The organism is Mycobacterium sp. SMC-13 (assembly GCF_045311035.1).
GTDB lineage: Bacteria > Actinomycetota > Actinomycetes > Mycobacteriales > Mycobacteriaceae > Mycobacterium.
On record NZ_JBJIAI010000005.1, the window covers coordinates 242,894 to 266,367 of the forward strand.

Sequence of the window (23,474 nt, forward strand, 5' to 3'; positions counted from 1 at the left end):
CACTACGACGGTCAGCTGACCACCACCAGCAGGTCATTGCCTTCGACACTGGCCGTGGGCGCCACCGCGAGCCGCGTGACGGTACCGGCTCTCGGCGACGTGATGGCTGCCTCCATCTTCATCGCCTCGATGGTGGCGACCGTTTGGCCGGCGCTCACCCGCTCGCCAACGGTCACCCGGATCGTCACGACGCCGGCGAACGGCGCCGCAACGTGGTCCGGGTTGCCGCGGTCCGCTTTCTCCACCGCGCGGACTGCGCTGTCGATCGACCTGTCCCGCACCAGGATCGGGCGTAGCTGACCGTTCAACAGGCACAGCACCGTCCGCATGCCGCGGTCATCGGGCTCGGAGATGGCCTCGAGACCGATGAGCAGCTCGACGCCCTTCTCCAACTCGACGCGGTGCTCTTCGCCGCGGCGCAGCCCGTAGAAGAACTGGTTGGCGCTCAGGCGGGAGGTGTCGCCGAATTGTTCTCGATGCGTGCGGAATTCGCGGGTCGGACCGGGGAAGAGCAGCCGATTCAGGGCCGCTCGGCGGGTAAGACCGGGTTCCGCCAGTTCGGCGTAGTCCTCGACGGTGAGGGTTGCCGTCGGCCTGGTGTCGGACCTTCCGCGAAGGGCCTTGCTGCGCAAGGGTTCCGGCCAGCCGCCGGGCGGGTCGCCGAGCTCGCCGCGGAGGAAGCCGATCACCGAATCCGGGATGTCGCAGCGGTGCGGGTCGGCGGCGAACTCCCCGGCGCTCATCCCGGCGCCGACGAGCGCCAGCGCAAGATCACCTACCACCTTGCTCGACGGCGTCACCTTCACCAGCCTGCCGAGAGCGTGATCTGCTCCGGCATAGGCGTTTTCGATGTCCTCGAACCGGCCGCCCAGCCCGAGGGCGGCGGCCTGGGTACGCAGATTGCTGAGCTGCCCGCCCGGGATCTCGTGGGTGTACACGCGGCCGGTCGGTGCGGGCAGGCCCGCCTCGAACGGCGCGTAGACGCGGCGCAACGCCTCCCAATACGGTTCCAGCTCACAGACGTTTGCCAACGACAGACCGGTGTCGTGCGCGGTGTGCGCGGCTGCCGCAACGATCGACGACAGCGCAGGCTGGCTGGTGGTGCCGGCCAGCGGTGCCGCCGCCCCGTCGACTGCAGAGGCACCGGCCTGCCAGGCCGCGACGTACGTGGCCAGCTGTCCACCTGGGGTGTCGTGGGTGTGGACGTGTACAGGCAGGTCGAAACGGGATCGCAACGCCGACACGAGTTTTGCCGCCGCGGGTGGTCGCAGCAGACCGGCCATGTCCTTGATTGCCAGCACGTGGGCACCGGCATCGACGATCTGCTCGGCCAGCTTCAGCCAGTAGTCGAGCGTGTACAGCGTCTCCGCGGGGTCGGAGAGGTTGCCGGTGTAGGACATCGCGACTTCGGCCACCGCGGAACCGGTTTCGCGCACTGCATCGATCGCCGGCCGCATCGACTCCACGTTGTTCAGCGCGTCGAAGATGCGGAAGATGTCGATGCCGGTGGCGGTGGCCTCCTGTACGAACGCCGACGTGACCGATGTCGGATAGGGTGTGTAACCCACGGTGTTCCGGCCGCGCAACAGCATCTGGAGGCAGATGTTGGGCATCGCCTCCCGCAGCGCGGCCAGCCGCTCCCACGGGTCCTCTTTCAGGAACCGAAGCGCCACGTCGTAGGTCGCGCCGCCCCAGCACTCGACCGACAGCAGCTGCGGCGTCATGCGCGCCACGTACGGGGCCACCTTGACCAGGCCCGAGGTACGCACTCGAGTTGCGAGTAGCGACTGATGGGCGTCGCGGAACGTGGTGTCGGTGACCCACAGCCGCGGCGACTCCAGCAGGGCGGCCGCAAAGCGCTCTGGGCCGAGCTCGGTCAGCAGCTGCTTGCTGCCCGCCGGTGCCGGACCGTCGAGATCGATCTTCGGCAGCTTGTCACGTGGATACACAGCCGATGGACGACCGCCATGCGGTTGGTTCACCGTGACATCCGCGAGGTAGTTGAGGATGCGCGTGCCGCGGTCCCCTGGAGTGTGGGCCGTCAGCAGTTGCGCACGCTCGTCGATGAACGATGTCGACACCTTGCTTGCGGCGAAGTCCGGATCATCGAGAACCGCTTGCAGGAAGGGGATGTTCGTCGACACCCCGCGGATGCGGAACTCCGCGAGGGCGCGTCGGGCCCTCCTGACCGCCGTCGCGAAGTCGTGGCCGCGGCAGGTGAGTTTGACCAGCATCGAGTCGAAGTGGGCGCTGATCTCCGCACCGACGTTGGTGCCGCCGTCCAACCGGACGCCGGCACCGCCGGGAGAACGGTAGGCGGTGATCCGGCCGGTGTCGGGACGGAAACCGTTGGCGGGATCTTCGGTGGTGATGCGGCACTGCATGGCGGCGCCACGGATTCTGACACGATCCTGGCTCAGCCCGAGCTCGGCCAACGACCGGCCGGCCGCGATCCGCAACTGGGCGGTGACCAGGTCGACGTCGGTGATCTCCTCGGTCACCGTGTGCTCGACCTGAATGCGCGGATTGCACTCGATGAACACATGGTGCCCGCGCTCGTCGAGCAGGAACTCGACGGTTCCGGCGCAGAAGTAACCGATCTGGCGCGCGAATGTCACCGCATCAGAACAGATCCGGTTCCGCAGTTCGTCGGTGAGGTTCGGGGCGGGGGCCAGCTCGACCACCTTCTGGTGCCGGCGTTGCACACTGCAGTCCCGTTCGAAGAGATGGATCACCTCGCCGGTTCCGTCGGCCAGTATCTGCACCTCGATGTGGCGGGGGTTGAGGACCGCCTGCTCGAGGTAGACGTTCGGGTCACCGAAAGCAGACTCCGCTTCGCGCGACGCCGCCGCGATGGCCTCGGCCAGCGCGGCCGGCTCGGTCACCCGCCGCATGCCACGTCCGCCACCACCCGAGACGGCCTTGACGAACAGGGGAAACTCCATACCGGCTGCGGCCGTGAGCAATTCGCTGACTGACGCAGACGGAGCCGACGATGCGAGCGCCGGTAGGCCGGCGGTTCGGGCCGCGGCGATGGCGCTGGCCTTGTTACCGGTCAACTCCAGGACGCCGGCACTCGGGCCGACGAACGTGATGCCGGCCGCGGCGCACGCTGCCGCGAGTTGGGGGTTCTCCGAGAGGAATCCGTATCCCGGGTACACCGCGTCGGCGCCGGACAGCTGGGCCACCCGGATGATGTCGGGCACCGACAGATAAGCCCGAACGGGATGGCCAGGCTCGCCGATCTGGTAGGACTCGTCGGCCTTCAATCGGTGTGGGGAGTTCCGGTCCTCGTGGGCGTATACCGCCACCGTCGCGATACCCAGCTCATAGGCCGCCCGGAAGGCCCGGATCGCGATCTCACCCCGGTTGGCGACGAGGACTTTGGTGATGGCGCGCTCAGGCAATGGAACGTTGTGGTTGGCCCGAGTATTCACTCAGGGGACGGATCAGTGCGTTCGACGCCGCTTGTTCCATGATGTGTGCGGTCCAGCCCACGATGCGGGCCATCACGAAAAGCGGTGTGAAGACCGGGATGTCGAAACCCATGAGGTAGTAGGCCGGCCCGGTGGGGAAGTCGAGGTTCGGCTTGATCCTGGTGGCGGTGAACATCTCGCGCTCCAGCACGGTGTAGATGTCCAGCCACCGCTGGCCGCCGCGGGCTGCCACCACCCGGTCGAGCGCAGCCTTCATCGTCGGCACCCGAGAGTCACCGTTCTTGTAGACGCGGTGTCCGAAGCCCATCACCTTCTCTTTGCGAGACAACTTGCCGTGCAACCACTTCGGGGCGTTCGCGGCCGAGCCGATCTCCAGCATGTCGTGCATGACGGCCTCGTTGGCGCCGCCGTGCAGCGAGCCTTTGAGGGCGCCGATGGCGGCGGTCACCGCGCTGTAGATGTCCGACTGCGTGGAGGTCACCACCCGGGCGGCGAACGTGGACGCGTTGAAGCTGTGCTCGGCATACAGCACCATGGACTGGGAGAACGCGACGACGATCGCCGGTTCGGGGACCGATCCGAAGCACATGTTCAGGAAGTTCTCGGCGTATCCCAGCTGACTGTGCGGTTGGATGGGCGAAAGTCCTTGCCGTCGGCGGATATCGGCGGCGACGATCGTCGGCAGGACGGCGAACATGCGCAGTGACTTGGCGTAGTTGGCGGGAGTCGTGCTGTCGTCCTCTTCCGGATCCTCGGCGCCGAGGTAGCTGATCGCGGTGCGGACCACGTCCATCGGGTGGCAGCTCTCGGGCAGCTTGGCCAGCAGCGAGTACATCGACCGGTCGATCCGCCGGGACGCCCGCTCGCGCTGGCAGAACATCGCGAGTTCGTGTTCGGTCGGCAGCTCGCCGTGCCACAGCAGGTAGGCCACCTGCTCGAACGTGCAGTGCGTCGCCAGATCCTGTACCGGATAGCCCCGGTAGGTCAGGCTGTTGGTCTCGGGCACGACTTTGGAGATGGCGGTGGTGTCGACGACGACACCGGCCAGACCCTTGTGGATGTGGGGCGGTTGAGTGGTCATGATTTCACGTCCTGGAGGGTGAAATTGAAGATGTCGGAATCGAATTGGTTGTATTCGGCATAGCGCAGCAACTCGTACAGCCGGCTGCGGTGTTGCATCTGGCCGAGCAGGCCGGCCTGGGTTCCGGCGGTGTGGATTTCGCGCAGGCCCATCTCGACCGCGTGCATCGCCAGACGCAGCGTGGTGACCGGGTAGATCACCAGGTTGTAGCCGATGTCTGACAACCGCTGGGCCGTCACGAGTTCCGACTTGCCGAACTCGGTCATGTTGGCCAGCAGGGGAGTGTCGACCGCTGCCCGGAACTGCTCGAATTCCCTTGGGGTGGACAGTGCTTCGGTGAAGATCAGGTCGGCGCCGGCATCGGCGTAGGCCTTGGCCCGGTCGATGGCCGCGGCGATGCCCTCGATTCCGGCGGCATCAGTGCGCGCACAGATGACGAAGTTGGGGTCCCGGCGAGCGGCGACCGCGGCACGCAGTCGCTTGATCATCTCGGTGGCCGGCACGACTGCCTTACCGTCGAGGTGGCCACAGCGCTTGGGGTTCACCTGGTCCTCCAGATGGCAGCCGGCCAGCCCGGCATCCTCCAGGATCGTGATGGTGCGTGCGGCGCTCATCGGCTCGCCGAAGCCGGTGTCGGCGTCCACCAGGGTGGGCAGGTCGGTGGCCGCGGCGATCTGGGCGCTGCGGGCGGCCACCTCGGTCAAGGTGGTCAGCCCGATATCGGGCAGGCCCAGGTCGGCCGACAGCACCGCGCCCGAGACGTAGACCCCCTCGAAGCCGATCTCTGACACCAGCTTCGCCACCAGTGGCGAGAATGCGCCCGGATAGCGTTGCAGCCGGCCGGAATTCAGTGCCGTCCGCAACGCCACCCGCTTGTCGGCGGCCGAGACCCGCGAGCCGAGCAGGCCGGCGCTCATCGGAAAATCCCCGACGGGATCGTGGGCGCCTTGTCCAGCACGACCTGGTCGACGCGCACGTTGAGGGCGCCGAGGCTGCCCGGCTTCATGGCCGCAAGGCCGTCGACCACGGCCAGGAACCGGTCCTGCTCGGCAGGGGCGACGACGCCTTCGGCGAGCGTGGTGAACTTGTCGCGGTACTGCTCACGCCCGAACGGACGCGCGCCGAGCGGGTGCGCGTCGGCCACGGCCAGCTCGTCGACGATCACCTCGCCGCTCTTGAGCGTCACCACGGCCCGGGCGCCGAACGCCTTCTCCGCCGGGTCATTCGAGTGGTAGCGGCGGGTCCACTCCGGGTCCTCGACGGTCGAGATCTTGTGCCACAGCTCGATGGTGTCCGGCCGGCGGGCGCGCTCGGGCGCGTACGACCGTTCGTGGTGCCACTCACCGTCCTGCAGTGCGACCGCGAAGATGTACATCACCGAGTGATCCAGGGTTTCCCGTGTTGCATCCGGGTCGAACTTTTGCGGATCGTTCGAGCCGGTGCCGATCACGACGTGCGTGTGGTGACTGGTGTGCAGCACGATGGTGGCGATCTGGTCGACATCGCCGATCCGCGAACGCATCCGGCGCGCCAGGTCGATGGGGGCCTGGCTCTGGTACTCGGCGCTGTGTTCCTTGGTGTAGCTGTCCAGGATGGCCAGCTTGGGTTCACCGGGGCCGGGCAGCGGCACCCGATAGGTGTGCTCGGGCCCGGACAACAGCCAGGCGATGACGCCGTCCTCGCCTTCCCAGATGGGGGCGGGGGAGCCTTCACCGCGCATGGCACGGTCCACGGCCTCGATCGCGACCTTGCCGGCCAGCGCTGGGGCGTAGGCCTTCCAGCTGGAGATCAGACCCTTGCGGGACTGGCGGGTGGCGGTGGTGAGGTGCAGCGCCTGGCCGACCGCGGCATAGATGGTCTCGGGGTCCAGCCGGAGCATGGTGCCGAGGCCGGCGGCGACGGACGGGCCGAGGTGCGCGACGTGGTCGATCTTGTGTTCGTGCAGGCAGATTCCGCGGACCAGGTCCATCTGCACCTCGTATGCGGTGGCGATGCCGCGGATCAGGTCGGCGCCGCGGACGTCGAGCTGCTGGGCCACCGCGACCAGGGCCGGGATGTTGTCCCCCGGGTGCGAGTACTCGGCGGCCAGGAAGGTGTCGTGGAAGTCGAGTTCGCGGACGGCCACCCCGTTGGCCCAGGCGGCCCACTCGGGCGAGTAGGTGCCGTCGATGCCGAATACCGTGGCACCGCGCGGCGTGCGGTGCGCCTGTGCCTGGGTCCGGGCGACGGTGACGGGACGCCGGATCACCGATGCGGCCGAGACCGCGGCGTTGTCGATGATCCGGTTGACGACCATCGCCTCGACTTCGGGCGTCACGTCGACCGGATCGGCGGCCACCTCCGCGATCTTCCACGCCAGGTGTTCCGAGCGGGGGAATTCCTCCGCGCTGCGTCGGGTGCGTACCTCGTGTGTCTGCATGATTCGCACGCTACGCAGCTGATCGCGAGCCGGAAAGACCCTGTATTTGCGTAATTTTGCGTCCTTGGTGGTTGTAGTTTGCGAACTTTGTGTAAGCCGCGGGGGTTAGGCTCGCGGCAGTGGCAAAGACATTCGTGGGCGCCCGTCTGCGACGGCTGCGCGAGGAACAGGGCCTGACGCAGGTCGCGCTGGCGCGCGTCCTGGGTTTGTCGACGAGCTACGTCAACCAGCTGGAGAACGACCAGCGCCCGGTGACGGTACCGGTGCTGCTCACCTTGGCGGAGCGCTTCGATCTGCCGACCAACTACTTCGCGCCCGAATCGGACGCGCGGCTGGTTTCCGACCTGCGCGAGATCCTCGCCGACACCTCGGCGACGGCCGGCCAGATCGAGGAACTGGTGGCGAGAATGCCGGCGGTCGGTCAGATGCTGGTCAGCATGAACCGCCGATTGTTCGATGCCACAACCGAACTCGACGCCATGCACACCCGCGCCACCGTCGACGCGTCGGCGCCGTTGCCGCAGCCGATGCCGTTCGAAGAAGTCCGGGACTTCTTCTACGACCGGAAGAACCACGTCGGTGAACTGGACGCCGCGGCCGAATCGTTGTTCGGCCGGTTCGCTATGCGGCTCGGCGGTTTGGATGCCCAACTGGCCGACTTGCTGACCGCAGAGCTCGGCATCAGTGTGGTCATCGACGACGGGGAGGTGTTGGGGCCCAATGCCAAACGCTTGTACCGCGAGGACGTCGGCGTTCTCTACGTGGCCCGGTGGCTGCACCCGGGGCAGCGCGCATTCCAGCTGGCCACCCAGCTGGCGCTGTTGATGTATGCCGACCTGATCGCGGCGCTGGTGGCCGCCGACGACCAACTGAGCGCCGAGGCAAGGGAAGTCGCGCAGATCGGGTTGGCGAACTACTTCGCCGGCGCGCTGTTGATGCCGTACCGGCTGTTCCTGGCGGCGGCCGAGGAACTGCGGTATGACATCGACCAGTTGGCGCGCCGGTTCGAGGTCGGATTCGAGACCGTATGCCATCGGCTCTCGACGCTGCAGCGCCCCGAAGCCAGGGGTGTGCCCTTCATCTTCGTGCGCACCGACAGCGCGGGCAACATCTCGAAACGTCAGTCCGCCACTGCCTTTCATTTCTCCCGGGTCGGTGGCAACTGCCCGTTGTGGGTGGTGCACCAGGCCTTCGCGAGACCCGGGGAGTTCATCACCCAGGTGGCGCAGATGCCCGACGGGCGGTCGTATTTCTGGATCGCGCGCACGACGACGTCGGCCCCAAGTCGGTTCCGGGGGCCGCGGAAGCGTTTCGCCATCGGTCTCGGTTGCGACCTGGCGCACGCCGACAAGTTGATCTATTCCGCCGGCATCGATCTGGCCGACCCTGAGGCCGCGATTCCGATCGGTGCGGGCTGCAAGATCTGTGACCGCCCTGCCTGCCCGCAGCGGGCCTTTCCCTACGTCGGTCGTCCCGTGCAGGTCGACCGGCACAGCAGCACCGATTTGCCCTACTCGTCTTCGGGCGGGCACACCTGAATTAATATCTGGGCACGTCAATATCCAGGCTTGCCGAACCGGTTGGTTCGGGATTACAGTCAGTTTCCGAACCAACTGACTTGGGAGGTCCCTGTGGACGTCGATACCGCCCGCGCTCGTTTCGCCGAACTGCGGGGCCAGGCTCATGTCGATCCGGCCGAGTTGGACGAAATCTGGGCCTCGCTGGAACCGGTCCGAGCCGTCGACATGGTCGGCAACTGGAAAGGCGACGAGTTCGACACCGGCCACAAGATGAACGGCCAACTGCAGGCGGCCCGGTGGTACGGCAAGATCTTCAAATCGATCAACGATGTCGAGCCCATCGTCTGCTACGACGAAGCGGGGCAACTGTTTTCGAACAGGGACCTCAGCCGTGGCGGCGCGACGTTGTGGGACATCGAGTTTCGCGGCGAGGTGACCGGGACCATGGTCTACGACGGGCAGCCGGTGTTCGACCACTTCAAGCGGGTCGACAGCGACACCCTCATGGGCATCATGAACGGCAAGCGGCAGCGCACCGACGACAAGCTGTTCTACTTCCTCCTCGAACGCGACCAGTGAGGTAGCTGGCTGTTACCCTGGCGGATGCTATGAGAGCAGCCGGACATGCGACACGCGAGCGCATCATGGCTGCCGCCAAAGCGGAGTTCTCCGCCCTCGGATTTGCCGGTGCCCGGCTGAATCGCATTGCCGCCGAAGCCAATGCCAGCAAGGAGCGGCTGTACAGCTACTTCCAGAGCAAGCAGAACCTGTTCGAGGCGGTCGTCGAGCAGTGGATTCAGGACGCGCCGTACGACGCGATCTTCAAACCCGACGACGTGCCGGCGTACGCTGTCGCGCTCTTCGACTACATGGTCGCGGACCCGGTCGGGGCGCGGTTGCAGCGCTGGATCGAGCTGGAGGCCGCCGACGGGATGTTCGGTGACCACGTGCTGCGCCGCATCTTCCAGTCCAAGCTGGACCGGATCGCCGAGGCCCAGCGGAGCGGAATCATCGACGCGTCGTGGCGGCCGATGGATCTGCTGGTGCTGCTCAACGACATGACCTATGCATTGGCCGCGGGCGGATTCGGTATCGACCGCATCGTCGATCAGCCGCTGTCGCCGGAAACCGCCGCCGTCCGGCGCGCCGCCGTCGCCGAGGCCGCGCGCCGGCTGGTTCAACAGCCCGCCGGTGACTGACGACCTGGCCGGGTTCGGCCCGTTCTTCGCCATTGTGCGGCAACAGGATTCGCCGATGCCGCCGTGGCGGCCGATGGCCGAGCTCGTCGACGATCCCGACGCGCTGACCGCGCGCGTGCACAAGGTCAGGTCGGCGCTGATGGGCAACGGCGAGCCCGAGATTCGCGTTGCCGCGTCCGTCGCGCACCTGGGGCTGGTGGCGCGGCTGATCGCGCCGATGATCGGCACCGCCGCTCTCGGGGAGCCGGTGTCGTGGTCATTGGCCGACCTGGCCTGGCAGGACCAGCTGGGCGGTCCCTATCCACTGGCGGTCTCCGCGCGGCCGGCCGGGGGCGCGCCCGCAGTGGAAGTACTCACGAACGCGTTCGGGCGATTCGGCGTCAGCCCGAAAGTGTTGTGGGGCAACGTCGGGTCGGCCGCCAACAGTGCGGCCCAGCAGATCGGCCGGACCCGGCCCGACTTGGCCGAGCAGGCACGACAAGCGGCCGACGCGGTGCTCGCGGACCCCCGAGTCGACGGGGGAGTGCTGCGCTCAGGGCCGGCATTTCGCCGAAACAGCTGTTGCCTGATCTACCAGCTGGCCGGCGACAGGGCGGCGTGCTGCGGCGACTGCGTGCTCACCGCACCGGGATCAGATCGAACGCCTGCTTGATGATGCTCAGCAGCCACTGCGCCGCCGTCTGACCTTTGAACGTCGGCCAGGTCAGCTGGAAGTTCACCACCCACGGCTGGCCGGTGTGGTCGACGGCGTACCAGCTGAAACCGAGGTCGCCCGGCAGATTGCCGCCCTTGGAGCCGAGGTACGGCCACTTGGCGCGGTCCAGGTCGATGCCGGCGACCTTCGACATGATGTCCCGGACCGGCGCGGCCGGCCCGACAGCGGCGGCCTGCACCGCGACGTGCTCGCGGCAGATGTCGGCGGCGCTGCCGTACCACTCGGCCCCGATGCTGGATGCCGGCGTCCGGGTGCGGTACGGGTCGGGCTCGTACGGCCGTGAACTCACCTGCTGCAACAGCGCCGTGCGCTGCGCCTTGTCGCCGTTCTTCCACTGGTCACGCACATCGGGCTTGCCCCAACCGATCGAGAACAGCTCGTGCATGGTCGGGTACGGCGTCAGACTCGCCGGGTCGTGGTGCCCGGCGACCACGAGTGCCTCGTCGACCGCGGCCGGGCCGACCTTGTTGATCAGCATGTCGGTGGCCATGTTGTCGCTCACCGAGATCATCTGCTGGGCCGCCTCGTGCACCGTCACCTGGGTGCCCGGCGCCAGGTTGTCCATGCCGGCCGAACCGAGCTTCTTGCCTTCGGCGGTGACGGTGACCTTGTCGTCCCAGCTGAGGGTGCCGGCCGACACGGCCCGCGCAACGGCAAGCAGCACATAGATTTTCATGATCGACGCCAGCGGCATCGGCTCGTCGACGTTGGTGCCGGCGACCTTGACGCACTTGCCGTCGACGACCTTGGCGACCTGATACGAGTAGTGCGCGCCGGACTTCGCGATCGCCGCGTCGACGTCGGCCCAGGACTTGACGGGCGGCGGACGCAGCGAGACCTCCATGCGGTCGACGGTGCCCTTGCCGTCGACGTGCAGCTGGATGTCCTGGTTCACGCCATAGGAGTTGGTGACGTGCAGCGTCGACTGTCCGGCGCCGATGTCGATGCCGGTGAGCTTGAACGGGCGGTCCCACCAGATCCACTTCATCCGGTAGGTGATGTCGTCGACCTGGTCGGGCGCGGCGAGCGTCTTCACCCCGGCCGGCTCGATGGACCAGTCCGAGTTGAGCATGTCCATCGTCTGCCTGGACCGCATGCCCTGCGGGGTGCTCATGTCGATCAGCGCGCCGTAGGCAGCGCTCGATGGCGGCGCGACGGCTGCGGGCGTACTGCTACAGCCACCTAAGACGACGATGACTGCGCCGGCCGTGGCGAGCGCAGCCCGGGTCTTATGCCTGCTGGCCGGAACCAGCAACGTCCAACACAACCTCGAATTCGAGAAGTGATGCTCCGGTGGCGACGGGATTCGCCCGCTGCCCGGCGTGCGCCTCGACGGCCGGGCCCGTGGCCCAGGCCTGGAACGCCTCGTCGGACTCCCACTGCGTCACCACGAAGTAGCGGTTCTCACCCTTGATCGGGCGGAGCAGCTGGAACCCGAGGAAGCCGGGCTGGCCGTCCACCGCGTGGGCACGGTTCGCGAACCGCTTCTCCAATTCCGGGCCGGCGTTGGGCGGAACTTCGATCGCATTGATCTTCACCACAGGCATGTGGTTCAGGTTACCGCGCTAGTCGACAGGCAGGATGGGGCCATGACGACCGACCTGCTCACCGCCCGGGGCGGCACCGGCGAGCCGATTGTGCTGGTGCACGGATTGATGGGCCGCGGGACGACGTGGGACCGGCAGTTGCCGTGGTTGACGGAATTGGGCGAGGTCTACACGTACGACGCCCCGTGGCACCGCGGGCGCGGCGTCCACGATTCCGAGCCGATCAGCACCGAACGGTTCGTCGCTGACCTGGCCGACGCGGTCGGTTCGCTGGGGCGCCCGGCGCGGTTGATCGGGCACTCGATGGGTGGGCTGCACAGCTGGTGTGTGGCCGCCGAGCATCCGGAACTGGTCACCGCGCTGGTGGTCGAGGACATGGCAGCGGATTTCGTCGGCTTCACCATCGGTGCCTGGGATCCCTGGACACATTCGATTCCGGTCGAATTCGATTCGGCGCAACAGGTTTTGGATCTCTTCGGCCCGGTCGCCGGCCAGTACTTCCTGGACGCTTTCGATCGCACCGAGACCGGTTGGCGGCTGCATGGCGAGGCGGCGCACTGGGTGGCGATCGCCGCCGAGTGGGGCACCCGGGATTACTGGCAGCAGTGGACGGCAGTACGGGCGCCGACACTCCTCATCGAGGCCGGCAACGGGGTCGCGCCGCCGGGGCAGATGCGCAAGATGGCCGAGATCGGGCACCGGACAACGTATGTGGAAGTTCCCGGCGCAGGCCACCTCGTGCACGACGACGCACCCGAGGTCTACCGCCGCGCGGTCGAGGATTTCCTCGCGTCCGTCTGATTACTCGAATCGGGAACGTGCCGCGGCGAGGTCGTGCGCGACGCGGTCAAGGTCGCGGGAGTCTCCCACGTCGGTCCAGTTGACGTTGCCGAAACCGTTGCGCGCACCGGGATTTCGGGTGATGGCGCTCAACAGGGCGCCGAGTGCGAAGGGGGCGACCATGATCGCGACCATCGCGACGAGAGTCAGGATGGTGTTCATGCCGATAATTCTCGAATCCGGGGCAACCGAATAAACAGTGGCAGTTCGGACGGCAATCGATAAAATACTGCCATGATCAACAGTGTCTCGGTCCTGGTGATGGACGGAGTGGCGCCGTTCGAATTCGGCGTGGTGTGCGAGGTCTTCGGCATCGACCGGTCAGCCGACGGTGTGCCGAACTTCGATTTCAAGGTCTGCGGGCCGGTGGCCGGGCAGCCCGTACGGACGTCGGTCGGCGCCTCTTTGACCCCCGACCACGGCATCGACCAGCTGCTGGGGGCCGACCTGGTCGCCATTCCGGCCGTGGCAGGTCCGGTCTATCCGCAGGCGGCGCTGGATGCCATCCGCAATGCCGCGGACTCCGGTTCGATGATCCTGACCATCTGCTCAGGGGTGTTCGTCGCCGGCGCCGCGGGGCTGCTCGACGGCCGGGCGTGCACCACGCACTGGATGCATGCGGACAAGCTGGCTCGCATGTTTCCCACCGCCCGCGTCGACCGTGACGTGCTGTTCGTCGACGACGGAAATCTGATCACCAGCGCGGGAACCGCTGCCGGCATCGATGCCTGCCTACATCTGGTGCGCCGCGAGATGGGTAGCGAGATCACCAACAAGATCGCGCGCCGCATGGTGGTGCCACCGCAGCGCGACGGCGGACAGCGGCAGTTCATCGAGCAGCCGATCCCGGTCCGGTGCTCGGAAGGCTTTGCGCCGCATCTGGATTGGATTCTGACCAACCTGCGGCAGCCGCACACGGTGGCGAGCCTGGCCAAACGGGCGAGCATGTCGGGGCGCACGTTCGCGCGGCGGTTCGTCGAGGAGACCGGCCGGACGCCCATGCAATGGGTCACCGATCAGCGCGTGCTGTACGCCCGTCGGCTACTGGAGGAGACGGATCTCGATGTCGACCGGGTGGCGGACAAGGCCGGATTCGGTACCGCAACCTTGCTGCGGCACCATTTCCGGCGCGTCGTCGGCGTCAACCCGTCCGACTACCGGCGGCGCTTCGCCTGTCCCAATCTGGTTGCGCCGCAAGCGCGTTGACTAGCCCTGCGGCCGGCACTGCACGTTGACGTACACGGTGTCGAACTGACCGGAGTTGATGCGCTGGCCCCGGCCGTCGATGTTGGAGCCGGTCAGCCCGTGCACATCGGTCACCGAGCACGCCGACAGCGGGCCGGAAGTGCTGGTGTTGACCTGGACGTGATAGCCGCGGGACTGCAGCTCGTTGATGGTGTCGACGGCCGAGCCGCCGCCGGTCGGCAGCGCGGAGGCCGTGGCCGGGGCGAGTGCCGCGGCAGCGATTGCGGCTGCGGCGGCTCCGACGATGACGAGGCCGCGTCGATTGTTGTTTGCTTTCTGTTCACCTGAAATTCGGTATGCGGTCATGCTTCCGTTCTATCGGAGCATCACCGCATGTGGTACTGACTCATGCCGTTCTCATTGGAAAGCAGGCGGTTTCATGCCGTTCTCATTGAAACGGGGTTTTTAGCGCTCGCCCTCACCCGCGAGTGCGTACCGGTCATCGGCGGTCTGCTCGACCAGGCCGTCGACCAGCAGTGAGTCCAGGGCTCGGTCGCGCTGCGCGGTATCGGTGAGCCACGCCACATCCAACTGCGCCCGCGTCACCGGAGTTGCGCTGCCGCGCAACACATCCAGCAGCCGACCCCGGACCTGGCGATCGGTCCCGGCGTATTTCTGCACGGGACGCGTCGGCGCGTCCAGCTCCGGATGGCCGGCGCTGCGCCACGCGCAGACGGTCAACGGGCAGACGCCGCATTTCGGTGTGCGGGCGGTGCAGACGATGGCGCCCAGTTCCATCAACGCGGCCGAAAACACATGTGCCGTGCCATCTTCGGGCAGGAGCGCGGCGACGTCGTCGAGGTCACGCGAGCGTGCGGGCGTGTCGGCCACACCGCGAACCGCGCGTGCCACCACGCGGCGCACGTTGGTGTCGACCACGGGGACGTCCTGCTGATACGCGAAGCAGGCGACGGCCCGCGCGGTGTAGGCGCCGACGCCCGGCAGTGTCAGCAGCGTCTCGACGTCGCGGGGTACCTCGTCGCCGTGTTCGGTGGCGATGACCTCGGCGCATTCGTGCAACCGCTTGGCGCGCCGCGGATAGCCCAGCTTGCCCCACGCGCGCAGCACGTCAGCGGCCCCGGCCGCCGCGGTCGCGGACGGCGTGGGCCAGCGGGCGATCCAGTCCCGCCAGATCGGTTCGACCCGCGACACCGGGGTCTGCTGCAGCATGAACTCGCTGACCAGAATTTGCCATGCGGTGACATCCGGGGCCCGCCACGGCAAGTCGCGCTGCGCCGTGCGGTACCAGCCCAGGAGCTCGTCGGCGGGTATGAGAATTTGCCCTGAACTCATTGCGCGTCCGCTATGCGTGCAGGGCACAATGGGCGGCATGCCCAACTCGAACCCGATAAGCGCGTGGAAAGCACTGAGAGAGGGTAACGAGCGATTCGTTGCCGGTGAGTCGCTGCACCCCAGCCAGAGCATCGAGCGCCGTGCCGAACTGGCCGGCGGGCAGAAGCCGACGGCCGTCCTCTTCGGTTGCGCGGACAGCCGCGTCGCCGCCGAGATCATCTTCGACCAGGGTCTCGGCGACATGTTCGTCGTGCGTACCGCCGGTCACGTCCTCGACTCCGCGGTGATCGGCTCGATCGAGTACGCCGTGGCCGTTCTGGAAGTGCCGCTGATCGTCGTGCTCGGCCACGACAGCTGCGGTGCGGTCAAGGCCACCATCACGGCTCTCGACGACGGCGCGGTGCCGGGCGGGTTTGTGCGGGACATCGTCGAGCGCGTGACGCCGTCGATCCTCGTCGGCCGCCGCGAAGGACTCTCCGAGGTCGACGAGCTCGAGGCCAAGCACGTCAACGAGACGGTGCGCCTGCTGAGCGGGCGGTCGAACATCATCGCCGAGCGTCTGGCGTCGGGCAAGGTCGCCATCGTCGGCGCCACCTATCACTTGGCCGAGGGTCGGATCACCAAGCGCGACCACGTCGGCGATATCGGCGAATAGTCGGCGGAACTGGGGTGGCGAATACCACCCCAGTTCACAGACGACACGCCGGACCAGGTCAGAGCCCACCGCGTTTTGTGCCCTTACCGTGACAATGTGCCGGATCTAGAACCGCATGGCCCGCTGCCATCCCAGATCTATTTCCGTCGTCGGATGCTGGCGATCGGTGTCGCCGCAGTCGTCCTGCTCCTGGTTGTGATCATCGGGGTCGTCGTCTTCAGCAACAGCACGGGCGATTCCAAGGATGCTCAGCCCACCGCGAAGACGTCGACGTCCGCGACGCCGCTTCCGGGCGAAACACCCGGGGTGAAGAGTCCGATCGCGCCGCCGCCGAACGCGGCTCCGGCCCCGACGCCCACCCCGACCACCGCGGTCACGCCGCCGCCGGTGCTCAAGGCGGGCGACGACTGCCCGGACAGCACACTGGCCGCCAAGGGCATCACCAACCAGCCGACCTACGTGATCGGCGACCAGCCGAAGTTCACGATGGTGGTCACCAACATCGGCCTCGTCGAGTGCAAGCGTGACGTCGGTGCCGCGGTGCTGGCCGCCTACGTCTACTCACTGGACAACAACCGGCTGTGGTCCAACCTGGACTGCGCCCCGTCGAACGAGACCCTGGTCCGCGGCTTCAAGCCCGGCGAGCAGGTGACCACCGAGGTCACCTGGACCGGCATGGGCTCGGCGCCCAACTGCCCGCTGCCGCGTCAGGCGATCGGGCCGGGCACCTACAACCTGGTCGTCCAGCTGGGCAACCTGCGATCGGCCCCCGTGCCGTTCGTGTTGTCCGAGGCGCAGCAGCCCGGCGCGGGTGCACCGCCGGCGGGCGAGGCACCGCCCCCGGCGCCGGCGGCCCCGGCGCCCGGCGAGCCGACGCTGCCCGGCCCGGCCAACTGATCTCAGGCCAGCCGGTCTGCGATCGTCGACTCGGCGAGCAGCGACAAACCCTCACGGATGTGGCGGGCCCACATGGACCCGATGCCCTCCACCGACTGCAGGTCGTCGGCGCTCGCGGCGAGCAGGCCCTGTAGCGATCCGAACGACCGCACCAACAGGTCGACGTGTGCGAACTGCAGGCGCGGGATGCCGGCCATCGCCCGGTAGCCGCGCGAGCTCATCGCCGAATCCTGCGCCTCGGGCGTCGACGGATAACCGAAAACCCTTGCCAGCGTGGTGAAGTCGAGTAGCTCGTTGTCGCTCAGTGCGTCGAGCTCCTCGAGCGTCGCCGTCACCTGGTCGGCGGTCGGCGGGTCGGGGTTGGCGTGGTAGTCACGCACGATCAGTTCGCGGGCGGCGTCGTTGTCGCCGACGAGTTCGTCGAGCTGCAGCTTGAGCTGGCGGCCGTCGGTACCGAGCTCGACGACGTCGGCGTCGATCTCCAGGCTGATCCGGCGGACCATCTCCATGCGCTGCACGACGGTCATGACGTCGCGCAGCGTCACGAAGTCCTCGATCTCGGCCATCGACAGCTGCTTGCTGACCTCGTCGAGCCGGAACTTGTAGCGCTCCAGCGTGGCGATGGTCTGGTTCGCGCGCGACAGGATGGTCGCCGATTCCGGAACGACGTGCCGCTCCCCGGCGACGTACACCGTGACGATGCTCATCGAGTGGCTGACGGACACCACCGGGAAGCCGGTCTGGATGGCCGCGCGCTCGGCCGAGCGGTGCCGGGTACCGGATTCGTCGGTCGGGATGGACGGGTCGGGCACGAGCTGCACGTTGGCCCGCAGGATGCGGGTGAGGTCGCTGGAGAGCACGACGGCGCCGTCCATCTTCGACAGCTCCCGCAGCCGGGTCGGCGCGAACCGGACGTCGAGGGGGAAGCCGCCGTCGCAGATGGCCTCCACGCTGTCGTCGTAGCCCAGCACGATCAGCCCGCCGGTACGGCCGCGCAGGATGCGCTCGAGGCCGTCCCGCAGCGGCGTGCCGGGCGCCAGCTTGCCCAACGTCTCGCGCAGTGTCGGTCGGGCCAGATGCACGACGTTGCCGCGCCCGGCCCGGGTTCCCGCTTTCACCGACATCGGTGCACTCCTCGGTGGTTTTCCGGCCGGGCTCTACCCGGTCCGGTCCACATTCTCTGTGATCTTGCGTAACACCCGCAACGCCGCGGTGATGTTGTCGGCCGGCAGCACCCGAAGCCCGCGCGGCGGTGACTCGATTCCGGTGGGCACCACGGCCGTGGTGAAGCCGAGGCGGGCGGCCTCGGCGAGCCGGCGGTCCATGCCGGTGACCCGGCGCAGATCACCCGCCAGGCCCACCTCGCCGATGGCGATCGCGGTGGCCGGCAGTGGCAGGTCGGTGTACGCCGACGCGATGGCCAGCGCGACCGCCAGATCGGACGACGGATCGGTCAGCCGCATGCCGCCCACCGTGGACAGGTAGATGTCGTTGGTGCCGACGGGAAGCCGCGCCCGCTTCTCGAGCACCGCGGTGATCATGGCCGCGCGGGCCGAGTCGATACCGCTGACCGCGCGGCGCGGCGAACCCGCTGACGGCGAGCCGATCAGCGCCTGCACCTCGCCGATGAGTGGCCGCTTGCCGTCGAGGCTGACGGTCACCGCGGTGCCGGACACCGGGGCCGGCCGCTGGTCGAGGAACAGCCCAGACGGGTCGGCAACGCATTCGATTCCGTTGTCGTGCAACATGAAACAGCCGACCTCGTCGGCCGCGCCGAAGCGGTTCTTGACGCCGCGGACCATGCGCAGTGCCGACGCGCGGTCGCCCTCGAAGTGCAGCACGACGTCCACGAGGTGCTCCAGTGAGCGCGGCCCGGCGATGGCGCCGTCCTTCGTGACGTGGCCGACCAGAACCATCGCGATGCCCGTCGTCTTGGCCGCCATGGTGAGGGCAGTGGTGACGGCCCGGACCTGTGTCACGCCGCCGGTGACGCCGTCGGCCTCGGCGGTGGACATGGTCTGCACCGAATCCACCACCACGAGGGTGGGCTGGACTGCCTCGATGTGGCCGAGCGCGGTCTGCAGATCGGATTCGGCGGCCAGGTAGACGTCGTCGTGCGTGCAGCCGGTGCGCTCGGCGCGCAGCCGGATCTGCCCGGCGGACTCCTCGCCCGACAGATAGAGCGCACGCCGCCCGGACATGGCCCAGCGGTGCGCGACCTCGAGCAGCAGTGTCGACTTGCCGACGCCGGGATCACCGGCCAGCAGCGTCACCGAACCCGGTACGACACCACCGCCCAGCACGCGGTCCAGTTCGCTGATCCCGGTGTGGAAATGCCTGGTCGTGCCCGGATCGATCGAGCTGATCGGTACTGCGGGCGACGCCGGCGCGACGGCGCGATGCGTCGCGGGCGTCAGCGTGCTCAGTACGGCGACTTCGTTGACCGTGCCCCAGGTGCCGCAGTCCGGGCAGCGGCCCACCCATTTCGCCGTGGTGTGCTGGCACTCCGAGCAGCGGAACTGCGAACGTACTTTCGAACCGGTTCTGGCCATGCCGCGAACTTAGTCGCTGGTACCGACAGATTGCGTCAGGCTCGGCGTCCGAATCCGAGTCGCCTGGCCAGTTTTCGCATCAAGCCGGGTTGATCATCCGGGTGGTCCCCGATGACACCGAAATCCACGTGTACGGCGACGGGCCTGTCGTCGCGGTCGTACGTCGCAAGGACCGGGAAACCGCCGTCGCCCCAACCGGATCCGCTGACGACGACATTGGCACCGGAGGCCGGGTCGAGTGACACATTGGCGTAGCCCGGGCCGATATCCGGTGCCCACAGGCCGCGGTCGATGGCCTCGGCGCGATCTGCCAGCACTGAATCCTCGACCGCCGCATCGTGAACCGCGAGCAGCCCGTGGTCGGTGCCGGTGAACGCGCCGAAGCTGGGGACGGGCGGCACGAGTAATTCGTCGGCGGAACCGAGCAGGGCCGGTTGGCCGTCGCCGATCGCCACGCTCAAATATGCCTGGCGGGGCTCAGGAGTGCCGTCGTCGCTCACATCGACCACCGTTGCCCAAACCCGGTACGAGCCATTCGGGACGGCGAGTATGCAACCGCCGCTTCTCGGGCCGAACGGATCCCGCGCGATCAATGCGCCGGTACTGACCTGCACCGTTCCGAGTTCGACGACGGTGCATCCCGCAGCGCGACCGGTGGTGGCTGCGAGGAACGAAGCGAGGCTAGTGATGTCCCTCGCCGCCGCCGGCAGGTGCCGGAGCGGCGTCGCCGGCCTCGCGGCGCGGGGCCTCGCCGGCGGAGATCGGGACCGCGATGGTCTTCTCGCCGGCGTTCTGGAACTTGAACGTGAAGTTGTAGTTCAGGCCGTTGCTGATGGGCTTGGTCAGCGCCACCATCGCGATGGAGGTCGTGGCGTCCTCGGACCGCGGCAGGGTCTGCTTCTGGCCGTCCGGGGTGCCGACCAGCAGCACGCCGCCCGCGGGCACCGTGGTGCCGCCGTTGACCAGCACCTCGCCGGTGTCGGAGGTGATGCCGATCAGCTTGTCGGGGTTGTCGGGCGACTTGTTGGTCGCGACGAACAGCAGCTCGACCATGGTGCCGGGCTTGACGAAGTCGCGGGTCTGCGGGGCGCGCAGGTAGACGTTGCGCAGATCCACACCGGCCTTCTCGTTGCCGATGGTGGTGGCGGTGCCGTTGACCGCAGGCAGCTGGTTCGCGCTCTGTGAGACCTGGCCGCTGCTGCAGCCGGTGAGCGTCACCGCGGTGGCCAGCCCGAAGGCGGCCAGCGTGACGGCAGAAGTGCGCGATTTCATGCGGTTCACTCAAGCCTCCTGCTTGGGCGCCAGCGGCGATGCGCGTGACGGCCTTGGGTATGTCCTGCTGTGTCCCCGGACTGGTCCGGCGTTCGACTATGCAGAGTAGTAGGTGGCGGTTGGCGGCGGTAGCGGAGGCCCGCCATCTGCCTGGTTCGGGCGTCTTTCCGGCCGGGAATGACCGGTGAATGGGACGTGAATCCGGGGGAATTCGGCCGGATTGTGGCCCCCGCCACTGCACGTAAACGCCGCGCTGTCAACCCCTTTCACGCATCTGTATGGCCCCTGACCTGCATTGTTGATCCGCGGGTGTCTGACGCCCGTGCTAACATTGCTATGTGAAAGGGGCCCGAATCTGATGATTTTCAAGGTCGGAGACACCGTCGTTTACCCACACCACGGTGCAGCATTGATCGAGGCGATTGAAACCCGGACCATCAAAGGCGAGCAGAAGGAATATCTCGTCCTCAAGGTTGCGCAGGGCGATCTGACCGTTCGAGTACCCGCAGAAAACGCTGAATACGTCGGTGTTCGCGACGTGGTGGGTCAGGAAGGCCTCGACAAGGTGTTCCAGGTGCTGCGTGCCCCGCACACCGAGGAGCCGACCAACTGGTCTCGTCGTTACAAGGCGAACCTGGAGAAGCTGGCTTCCGGTGATGTGAACAAGGTGGCCGAGGTCGTTCGTGACCTGTGGCGTCGTGACCAGGAGCGCGGTCTGTCCGCCGGCGAGAAGCGCATGCTGGCCAAGGCTCGTCAGATCCTTGTCGGTGAGCTGGCCCTGGCCGAGAACACCGATGACGCGAAGGCCGCCACCATCCTGGACGAGGTTCTCGCCGCGGCGTCCTGAACGCCATCTCCAACGGAGCAGTGAACTTCCGTATCGGTCTCGGTACCGACGTACATCCCATCGAGGCAGGGCGGCCGTGTTGGCTGCTCTGCCTGTCCTTTGACGATGCTGACGGCTGTGCCGGGCATTCCGACGGCGACGTCGCCGCGCATGCACTCTGTGATGCCTTGCTGAGTGCTGCCGGCCTCGGTGACCTGGGCAGTGTCTTCGGTACCGATCGTCCCGAGTGGCGCGGCGTCACCGGCACCGACATGCTCAAACATGTCGCCACGCTGCTGACGGCTGCCGGTTTTCGAGTCGGCAATGCGGCGGTCCAGGTGATCGGCAACCGCCCGAAAATCGCGCCCCGCAGGGAAGAGGCCCAGCAGGTGCTGTCGGCGCTTCTGGATGCTCCGGTCTCCGTCTCGGCGACCACCACCGATGGTCTCGGGCTCACCGGTCGGGGCGAGGGTCTGGCGGCGATTGCGACGGCGCTGGTGGTCTCGCTCGATTAGGCCGGTAAGCTGGCCCGTCGTGACCGAAAACCGTCTCGAGGGCCTGAGGCTCTACGACACCATGACCGGTGCCGTGCGGGACTTCACCCCGGTGCGGCCCGGACACGCATCCATCTACCTGTGTGGCGCAACCGTGCAGGGCCTGCCCCACATCGGCCATGTCCGCAGCGGCGTCGCTTTCGACGTGCTGCGACGCTGGCTGACGGCCAAGGGCTACGACGTTGCGTTCATCCGGAACGTCACCGACATCGACGACAAGATTCTCAACAAGGCCGCCGAAGCCGGCCGGCCCTGGTGGGAGTGGGCCGCCACCTTCGAGCGGGCCTTCACTGCCGCCTACGACGCGCTGGGCGTGCTGCCGCCGTCGGCCGAGCCCCGGGCCACCGGGCACATCACCCAGATGGTCGAGGTCATCGAGAAGCTGATCGAGCGCGGGCACGCCTACGCGGCCGACGGCGACGTGTATTTCGACGTGCTGAGCCTGCCCGACTACGGCAAGCTCTCGGGTCACCGCATCGACGATGTGCACCAGGGCGAGGGCGTGGCGACCGGCAAGCGTGATCCGCGGGACTTCACCCTGTGGAAGGGCGCCAAGCCCGGTGAGCCGTCCTGGCCGACGCCGTGGGGCCGGGGCCGCCCCGGCTGGCACACCGAGTGCGTCGCGATGTGCCAGGAGTACCTGGGCTCGGTGTTCGACATCCACGCCGGCGGTATGGACCTGATCTTCCCGCACCACGAGAACGAGACGGCGCAGGCCAACGCCTGCGGCGACGAGTTCGCGCGGTTCTGGCTGCACAACGGCTGGGTCACCATGGGTGGCGAGAAGATGAGCAAGTCGTTGGGCAACGTGCTGGCGATTCCGGCTGTGCTGCAACGGGTTCGGGCCGCCGAGCTGCGTTACTACCTGGGCAGTGCGCACTACCGGTCCATGCTCGAGTTCTCCGAGAACTCGCTGCAGGACGCGGCCAAGGCCTACACCGGCATCGAGGAGTTCCTGCACCGGGTCCGCACCCGGGTGGGTGCCGTCGAGGTCGGTACCTGGACCGAGAAGTTCGCGGCCGCACTCGATGACGACCTGGCGGTGCCGGCGGCCCTGGCCGAGGTGCACGCCGCCCGCGCCGACGGCAACCGCGCGCTGGATGCCGGTGACCACGCCGGCGCGATGGCCGCGGCGACGTCGATCCGGGCCATGATGGGCATCCTCGGTTGCGACCCGCTCGACGAGCGCTGGGAAACCCGCGACGAGACGTCGGCAGCGCTGAACGCCGTCGACGCTCTGGTGCAGTGGGCGCTCAAGAGCCGCGCCGAGGCCCGGGAGAACCGGGACTGGGCTGCCGCCGACGCGATCCGCGACCAGCTGAAGCTGGCCGGCATCGAGGTCACCGATACCGCTGACGGCCCGCAGTGGGCCCTGACTGATGGGGTTCCTGGGGCGAGCGAAGCGACGGGGAAGAGGTAGGA

General features: G+C 67.6%; 24 protein-coding genes. 11 read left to right on the forward strand and 13 right to left on the reverse strand.

The annotated features are described in order from the left end of the window. Positions 1 to 11 precede the first annotated feature (11 nt). From ACJH6I_RS10190 to prpD, 4 genes are read right to left on the reverse strand one after another with little or no spacing between them, the layout of a single operon-like run. A complete protein-coding gene (locus ACJH6I_RS10190; RefSeq protein WP_406774131.1) occupies positions 12 to 3,392 on the reverse strand; it encodes a pyruvate carboxylase in 3,381 nt (1,126 codons plus the stop codon). Positions 3,393 to 3,399: 7 nt separating this feature from the next. Then, positions 3,400 to 4,518 (reverse strand): bifunctional 2-methylcitrate synthase/citrate synthase, encoded by a 1,119-nt coding sequence (locus ACJH6I_RS10195; RefSeq protein WP_212807282.1) that lies wholly within the window; start codon positions 4,516 to 4,518, stop codon positions 3,400 to 3,402. After that, positions 4,515 to 5,435, reverse strand: coding sequence for a methylisocitrate lyase (gene prpB, locus ACJH6I_RS10200; RefSeq protein WP_212807281.1), 921 nt, complete (start codon positions 5,433 to 5,435; stop codon positions 4,515 to 4,517). Before prpB ends, ACJH6I_RS10195 begins: the two co-directional genes overlap by 4 nt. Then, complete coding sequence (gene prpD, locus ACJH6I_RS10205; RefSeq protein ID WP_212807280.1) at positions 5,432 to 6,937, reverse strand: 2-methylcitrate dehydratase PrpD; 1,506 nt, start codon at positions 6,935 to 6,937, stop codon at positions 5,432 to 5,434. Before prpD ends, prpB begins: the two co-directional genes overlap by 4 nt. Before the next feature lie 119 nt (positions 6,938 to 7,056). Here prpD and ACJH6I_RS10210 point away from each other — a divergent pair, with 119 nt between their 5' ends. The 4 genes from ACJH6I_RS10210 (at position 7,057) to ACJH6I_RS10225 (ending at position 10,308) form a co-directional block, all read left to right on the forward strand. Beyond that, complete coding sequence (locus ACJH6I_RS10210; protein ID WP_135356473.1) at positions 7,057 to 8,475, forward strand: short-chain fatty acyl-CoA regulator family protein; 1,419 nt, start codon at positions 7,057 to 7,059, stop codon at positions 8,473 to 8,475. Between the two features lie 93 nt (positions 8,476 to 8,568). Next, positions 8,569 to 9,036, forward strand: coding sequence for a DUF4334 domain-containing protein (locus ACJH6I_RS10215; RefSeq protein ID WP_135356474.1), 468 nt, complete (start codon positions 8,569 to 8,571; stop codon positions 9,034 to 9,036). 65 nt (positions 9,037 to 9,101) lie between these two features. After that, a complete protein-coding gene (locus ACJH6I_RS10220; RefSeq protein WP_135356475.1) occupies positions 9,102 to 9,656 on the forward strand; it encodes a TetR family transcriptional regulator in 555 nt (184 codons plus the stop codon). A 55-nt stretch (positions 9,657 to 9,711) separates the two neighbouring features. Further along, entirely contained in the window at positions 9,712 to 10,308 is a 597-nt protein-coding gene (locus ACJH6I_RS10225; protein ID WP_167837992.1) for a (2Fe-2S)-binding protein, read from the forward strand. On the opposite strand, the gene ACJH6I_RS10230 is transcribed toward ACJH6I_RS10225, so the two are convergent. Further along, a complete protein-coding gene (locus ACJH6I_RS10230) occupies positions 10,274 to 11,638 on the reverse strand; it encodes a serine hydrolase (protein WP_081633376.1) in 1,365 nt (454 codons plus the stop codon). The genes ACJH6I_RS10225 and ACJH6I_RS10230 overlap by 35 nt on opposite strands. Then, a complete protein-coding gene (mhuD, locus tag ACJH6I_RS10235; RefSeq protein WP_226519856.1) occupies positions 11,601 to 11,918 on the reverse strand; it encodes a mycobilin-forming heme oxygenase MhuD in 318 nt (105 codons plus the stop codon). The genes ACJH6I_RS10230 and mhuD overlap by 38 nt, the downstream gene beginning before the upstream one ends. Positions 11,919 to 11,960: 42 nt before the next feature. Between mhuD and ACJH6I_RS10240 the strand changes: the two genes are divergently transcribed. Beyond that, the gene (locus ACJH6I_RS10240; protein WP_135356476.1) at positions 11,961 to 12,719 is read left to right on the forward strand and encodes an alpha/beta fold hydrolase; all 759 of its coding nucleotides are present in this window, start codon (positions 11,961 to 11,963) and stop codon (positions 12,717 to 12,719) included. On the opposite strand, the gene ACJH6I_RS10245 is transcribed toward ACJH6I_RS10240, so the two are convergent. Then, the gene (locus ACJH6I_RS10245) at positions 12,720 to 12,920 is read right to left on the reverse strand and encodes a hypothetical protein (RefSeq protein ID WP_135356477.1); all 201 of its coding nucleotides are present in this window, start codon (positions 12,918 to 12,920) and stop codon (positions 12,720 to 12,722) included. A 72-nt stretch (positions 12,921 to 12,992) separates the two neighbouring features. Here ACJH6I_RS10245 and ACJH6I_RS10250 point away from each other — a divergent pair, with 72 nt between their 5' ends. Further along, on the forward strand, positions 12,993 to 13,964 hold the full coding sequence (locus tag ACJH6I_RS10250; RefSeq protein ID WP_135356478.1) for a GlxA family transcriptional regulator: 972 nt from the start codon (positions 12,993 to 12,995) through the stop codon (positions 13,962 to 13,964). Here ACJH6I_RS10250 and ACJH6I_RS10255 read toward each other — a convergent pair whose 3' ends face one another. Both ACJH6I_RS10255 and ACJH6I_RS10260 read right to left on the reverse strand, forming a co-directional pair. Continuing rightward, entirely contained in the window at positions 13,965 to 14,309 is a 345-nt protein-coding gene (locus tag ACJH6I_RS10255; protein ID WP_135356479.1) for a hypothetical protein, read from the reverse strand. Between the two features lie 99 nt (positions 14,310 to 14,408). Then, positions 14,409 to 15,296, reverse strand: coding sequence for an A/G-specific adenine glycosylase (locus ACJH6I_RS10260; RefSeq protein ID WP_135356480.1), 888 nt, complete (start codon positions 15,294 to 15,296; stop codon positions 14,409 to 14,411). 37 nt (positions 15,297 to 15,333) lie between these two features. Between ACJH6I_RS10260 and ACJH6I_RS10265 the strand changes: the two genes are divergently transcribed. Both ACJH6I_RS10265 and ACJH6I_RS10270 read left to right on the forward strand, forming a co-directional pair. After that, the gene (locus tag ACJH6I_RS10265) at positions 15,334 to 15,951 is read left to right on the forward strand and encodes a carbonic anhydrase (RefSeq protein ID WP_135356481.1); all 618 of its coding nucleotides are present in this window, start codon (positions 15,334 to 15,336) and stop codon (positions 15,949 to 15,951) included. 153 nt (positions 15,952 to 16,104) lie between these two features. Then, a complete protein-coding gene (locus tag ACJH6I_RS10270; RefSeq protein ID WP_135356528.1) occupies positions 16,105 to 16,848 on the forward strand; it encodes a hypothetical protein in 744 nt (247 codons plus the stop codon). A gap of 2 nt (positions 16,849 to 16,850) precedes the next feature. On the opposite strand, the gene disA is transcribed toward ACJH6I_RS10270, so the two are convergent. The 4 genes from disA to ACJH6I_RS10290 form a co-directional block, all read right to left on the reverse strand. Beyond that, positions 16,851 to 17,930, reverse strand: coding sequence for a DNA integrity scanning diadenylate cyclase DisA (gene disA / locus ACJH6I_RS10275; RefSeq protein ID WP_346415104.1), 1,080 nt, complete (start codon positions 17,928 to 17,930; stop codon positions 16,851 to 16,853). Positions 17,931 to 18,005: 75 nt separating this feature from the next. After that, positions 18,006 to 19,400, reverse strand: coding sequence for a DNA repair protein RadA (radA, locus tag ACJH6I_RS10280; protein WP_135356482.1), 1,395 nt, complete (start codon positions 19,398 to 19,400; stop codon positions 18,006 to 18,008). 35 nt (positions 19,401 to 19,435) lie between these two features. Next, a complete protein-coding gene (locus ACJH6I_RS10285; RefSeq protein ID WP_212807273.1) occupies positions 19,436 to 20,014 on the reverse strand; it encodes a DUF4241 domain-containing protein in 579 nt (192 codons plus the stop codon). Between the two features lie 67 nt (positions 20,015 to 20,081). Next, positions 20,082 to 20,681 (reverse strand): hypothetical protein, encoded by a 600-nt coding sequence (locus ACJH6I_RS10290; protein WP_371825686.1) that lies wholly within the window; start codon positions 20,679 to 20,681, stop codon positions 20,082 to 20,084. A 349-nt stretch (positions 20,682 to 21,030) separates the two neighbouring features. On the opposite strand from ACJH6I_RS10290, the gene carD reads away from it, so the two are divergent. The 3 genes from carD to cysS are packed head-to-tail and all read left to right on the forward strand — an operon-like array spanning position 21,031 to position 23,472. Beyond that, positions 21,031 to 21,519 carry an RNA polymerase-binding transcription factor CarD gene (gene carD / locus ACJH6I_RS10295; RefSeq protein WP_020100886.1) on the forward strand — a complete coding sequence of 163 codons (489 nt, stop codon included), beginning with the start codon at positions 21,031 to 21,033 and terminating at the stop codon, positions 21,517 to 21,519. 20 nt (positions 21,520 to 21,539) lie between these two features. After that, the gene (ispF, locus tag ACJH6I_RS10300) at positions 21,540 to 22,013 is read left to right on the forward strand and encodes a 2-C-methyl-D-erythritol 2,4-cyclodiphosphate synthase (RefSeq protein WP_020100885.1); all 474 of its coding nucleotides are present in this window, start codon (positions 21,540 to 21,542) and stop codon (positions 22,011 to 22,013) included. A gap of 19 nt (positions 22,014 to 22,032) precedes the next feature. Continuing rightward, positions 22,033 to 23,472, forward strand: coding sequence for a cysteine--tRNA ligase (gene cysS / locus ACJH6I_RS10305; RefSeq protein ID WP_256445373.1), 1,440 nt, complete (start codon positions 22,033 to 22,035; stop codon positions 23,470 to 23,472). Positions 23,473 to 23,474: the final 2 nt, after the last annotated feature.

Excerpts from the sequence above, each read along its gene's own strand:
- ACJH6I_RS10255 (WP_135356479.1), bottom strand. The coding sequence starts at position 14,309 with ATGACCGCATACCGAATTTCAGGTGAACAGAAAGCAAACAACAATCGA.
- ACJH6I_RS10225 (WP_167837992.1), top strand. The coding sequence starts at position 9,712 with ATGCCGCCGTGGCGGCCGATGGCCGAGCTCGTCGACGATCCCGACGCG.
- ACJH6I_RS10245 (WP_135356477.1), bottom strand. The coding sequence starts at position 12,920 with ATGAACACCATCCTGACTCTCGTCGCGATGGTCGCGATCATGGTCGCC.
- carD (WP_020100886.1), top strand. The coding sequence starts at position 21,031 with ATGATTTTCAAGGTCGGAGACACCGTCGTTTACCCACACCACGGTGCA.
- mhuD (WP_226519856.1), bottom strand. The coding sequence starts at position 11,918 with ATGCCTGTGGTGAAGATCAATGCGATCGAAGTTCCGCCCAACGCCGGC.
- radA (WP_135356482.1), bottom strand. The coding sequence starts at position 19,400 with ATGGCCAGAACCGGTTCGAAAGTACGTTCGCAGTTCCGCTGCTCGGAG.
- ACJH6I_RS10265 (WP_135356481.1), top strand. The coding sequence starts at position 15,334 with ATGCCCAACTCGAACCCGATAAGCGCGTGGAAAGCACTGAGAGAGGGT.
- ACJH6I_RS10220 (WP_135356475.1), top strand. The coding sequence starts at position 9,102 with ATGGCTGCCGCCAAAGCGGAGTTCTCCGCCCTCGGATTTGCCGGTGCC.
- prpD (WP_212807280.1), bottom strand. The coding sequence starts at position 6,937 with ATGCAGACACACGAGGTACGCACCCGACGCAGCGCGGAGGAATTCCCC.
- ACJH6I_RS10270 (WP_135356528.1), top strand. The coding sequence starts at position 16,105 with ATGCTGGCGATCGGTGTCGCCGCAGTCGTCCTGCTCCTGGTTGTGATC.
- ACJH6I_RS10195 (WP_212807282.1), bottom strand. The coding sequence starts at position 4,518 with ATGACCACTCAACCGCCCCACATCCACAAGGGTCTGGCCGGTGTCGTC.
- ACJH6I_RS10260 (WP_135356480.1), bottom strand. The coding sequence starts at position 15,296 with ATGAGTTCAGGGCAAATTCTCATACCCGCCGACGAGCTCCTGGGCTGG.
- ACJH6I_RS10240 (WP_135356476.1), top strand. The coding sequence starts at position 11,961 with ATGACGACCGACCTGCTCACCGCCCGGGGCGGCACCGGCGAGCCGATT.
- prpB (WP_212807281.1), bottom strand. The coding sequence starts at position 5,435 with ATGAGCGCCGGCCTGCTCGGCTCGCGGGTCTCGGCCGCCGACAAGCGG.
- ACJH6I_RS10250 (WP_135356478.1), top strand. The coding sequence starts at position 12,993 with ATGATCAACAGTGTCTCGGTCCTGGTGATGGACGGAGTGGCGCCGTTC.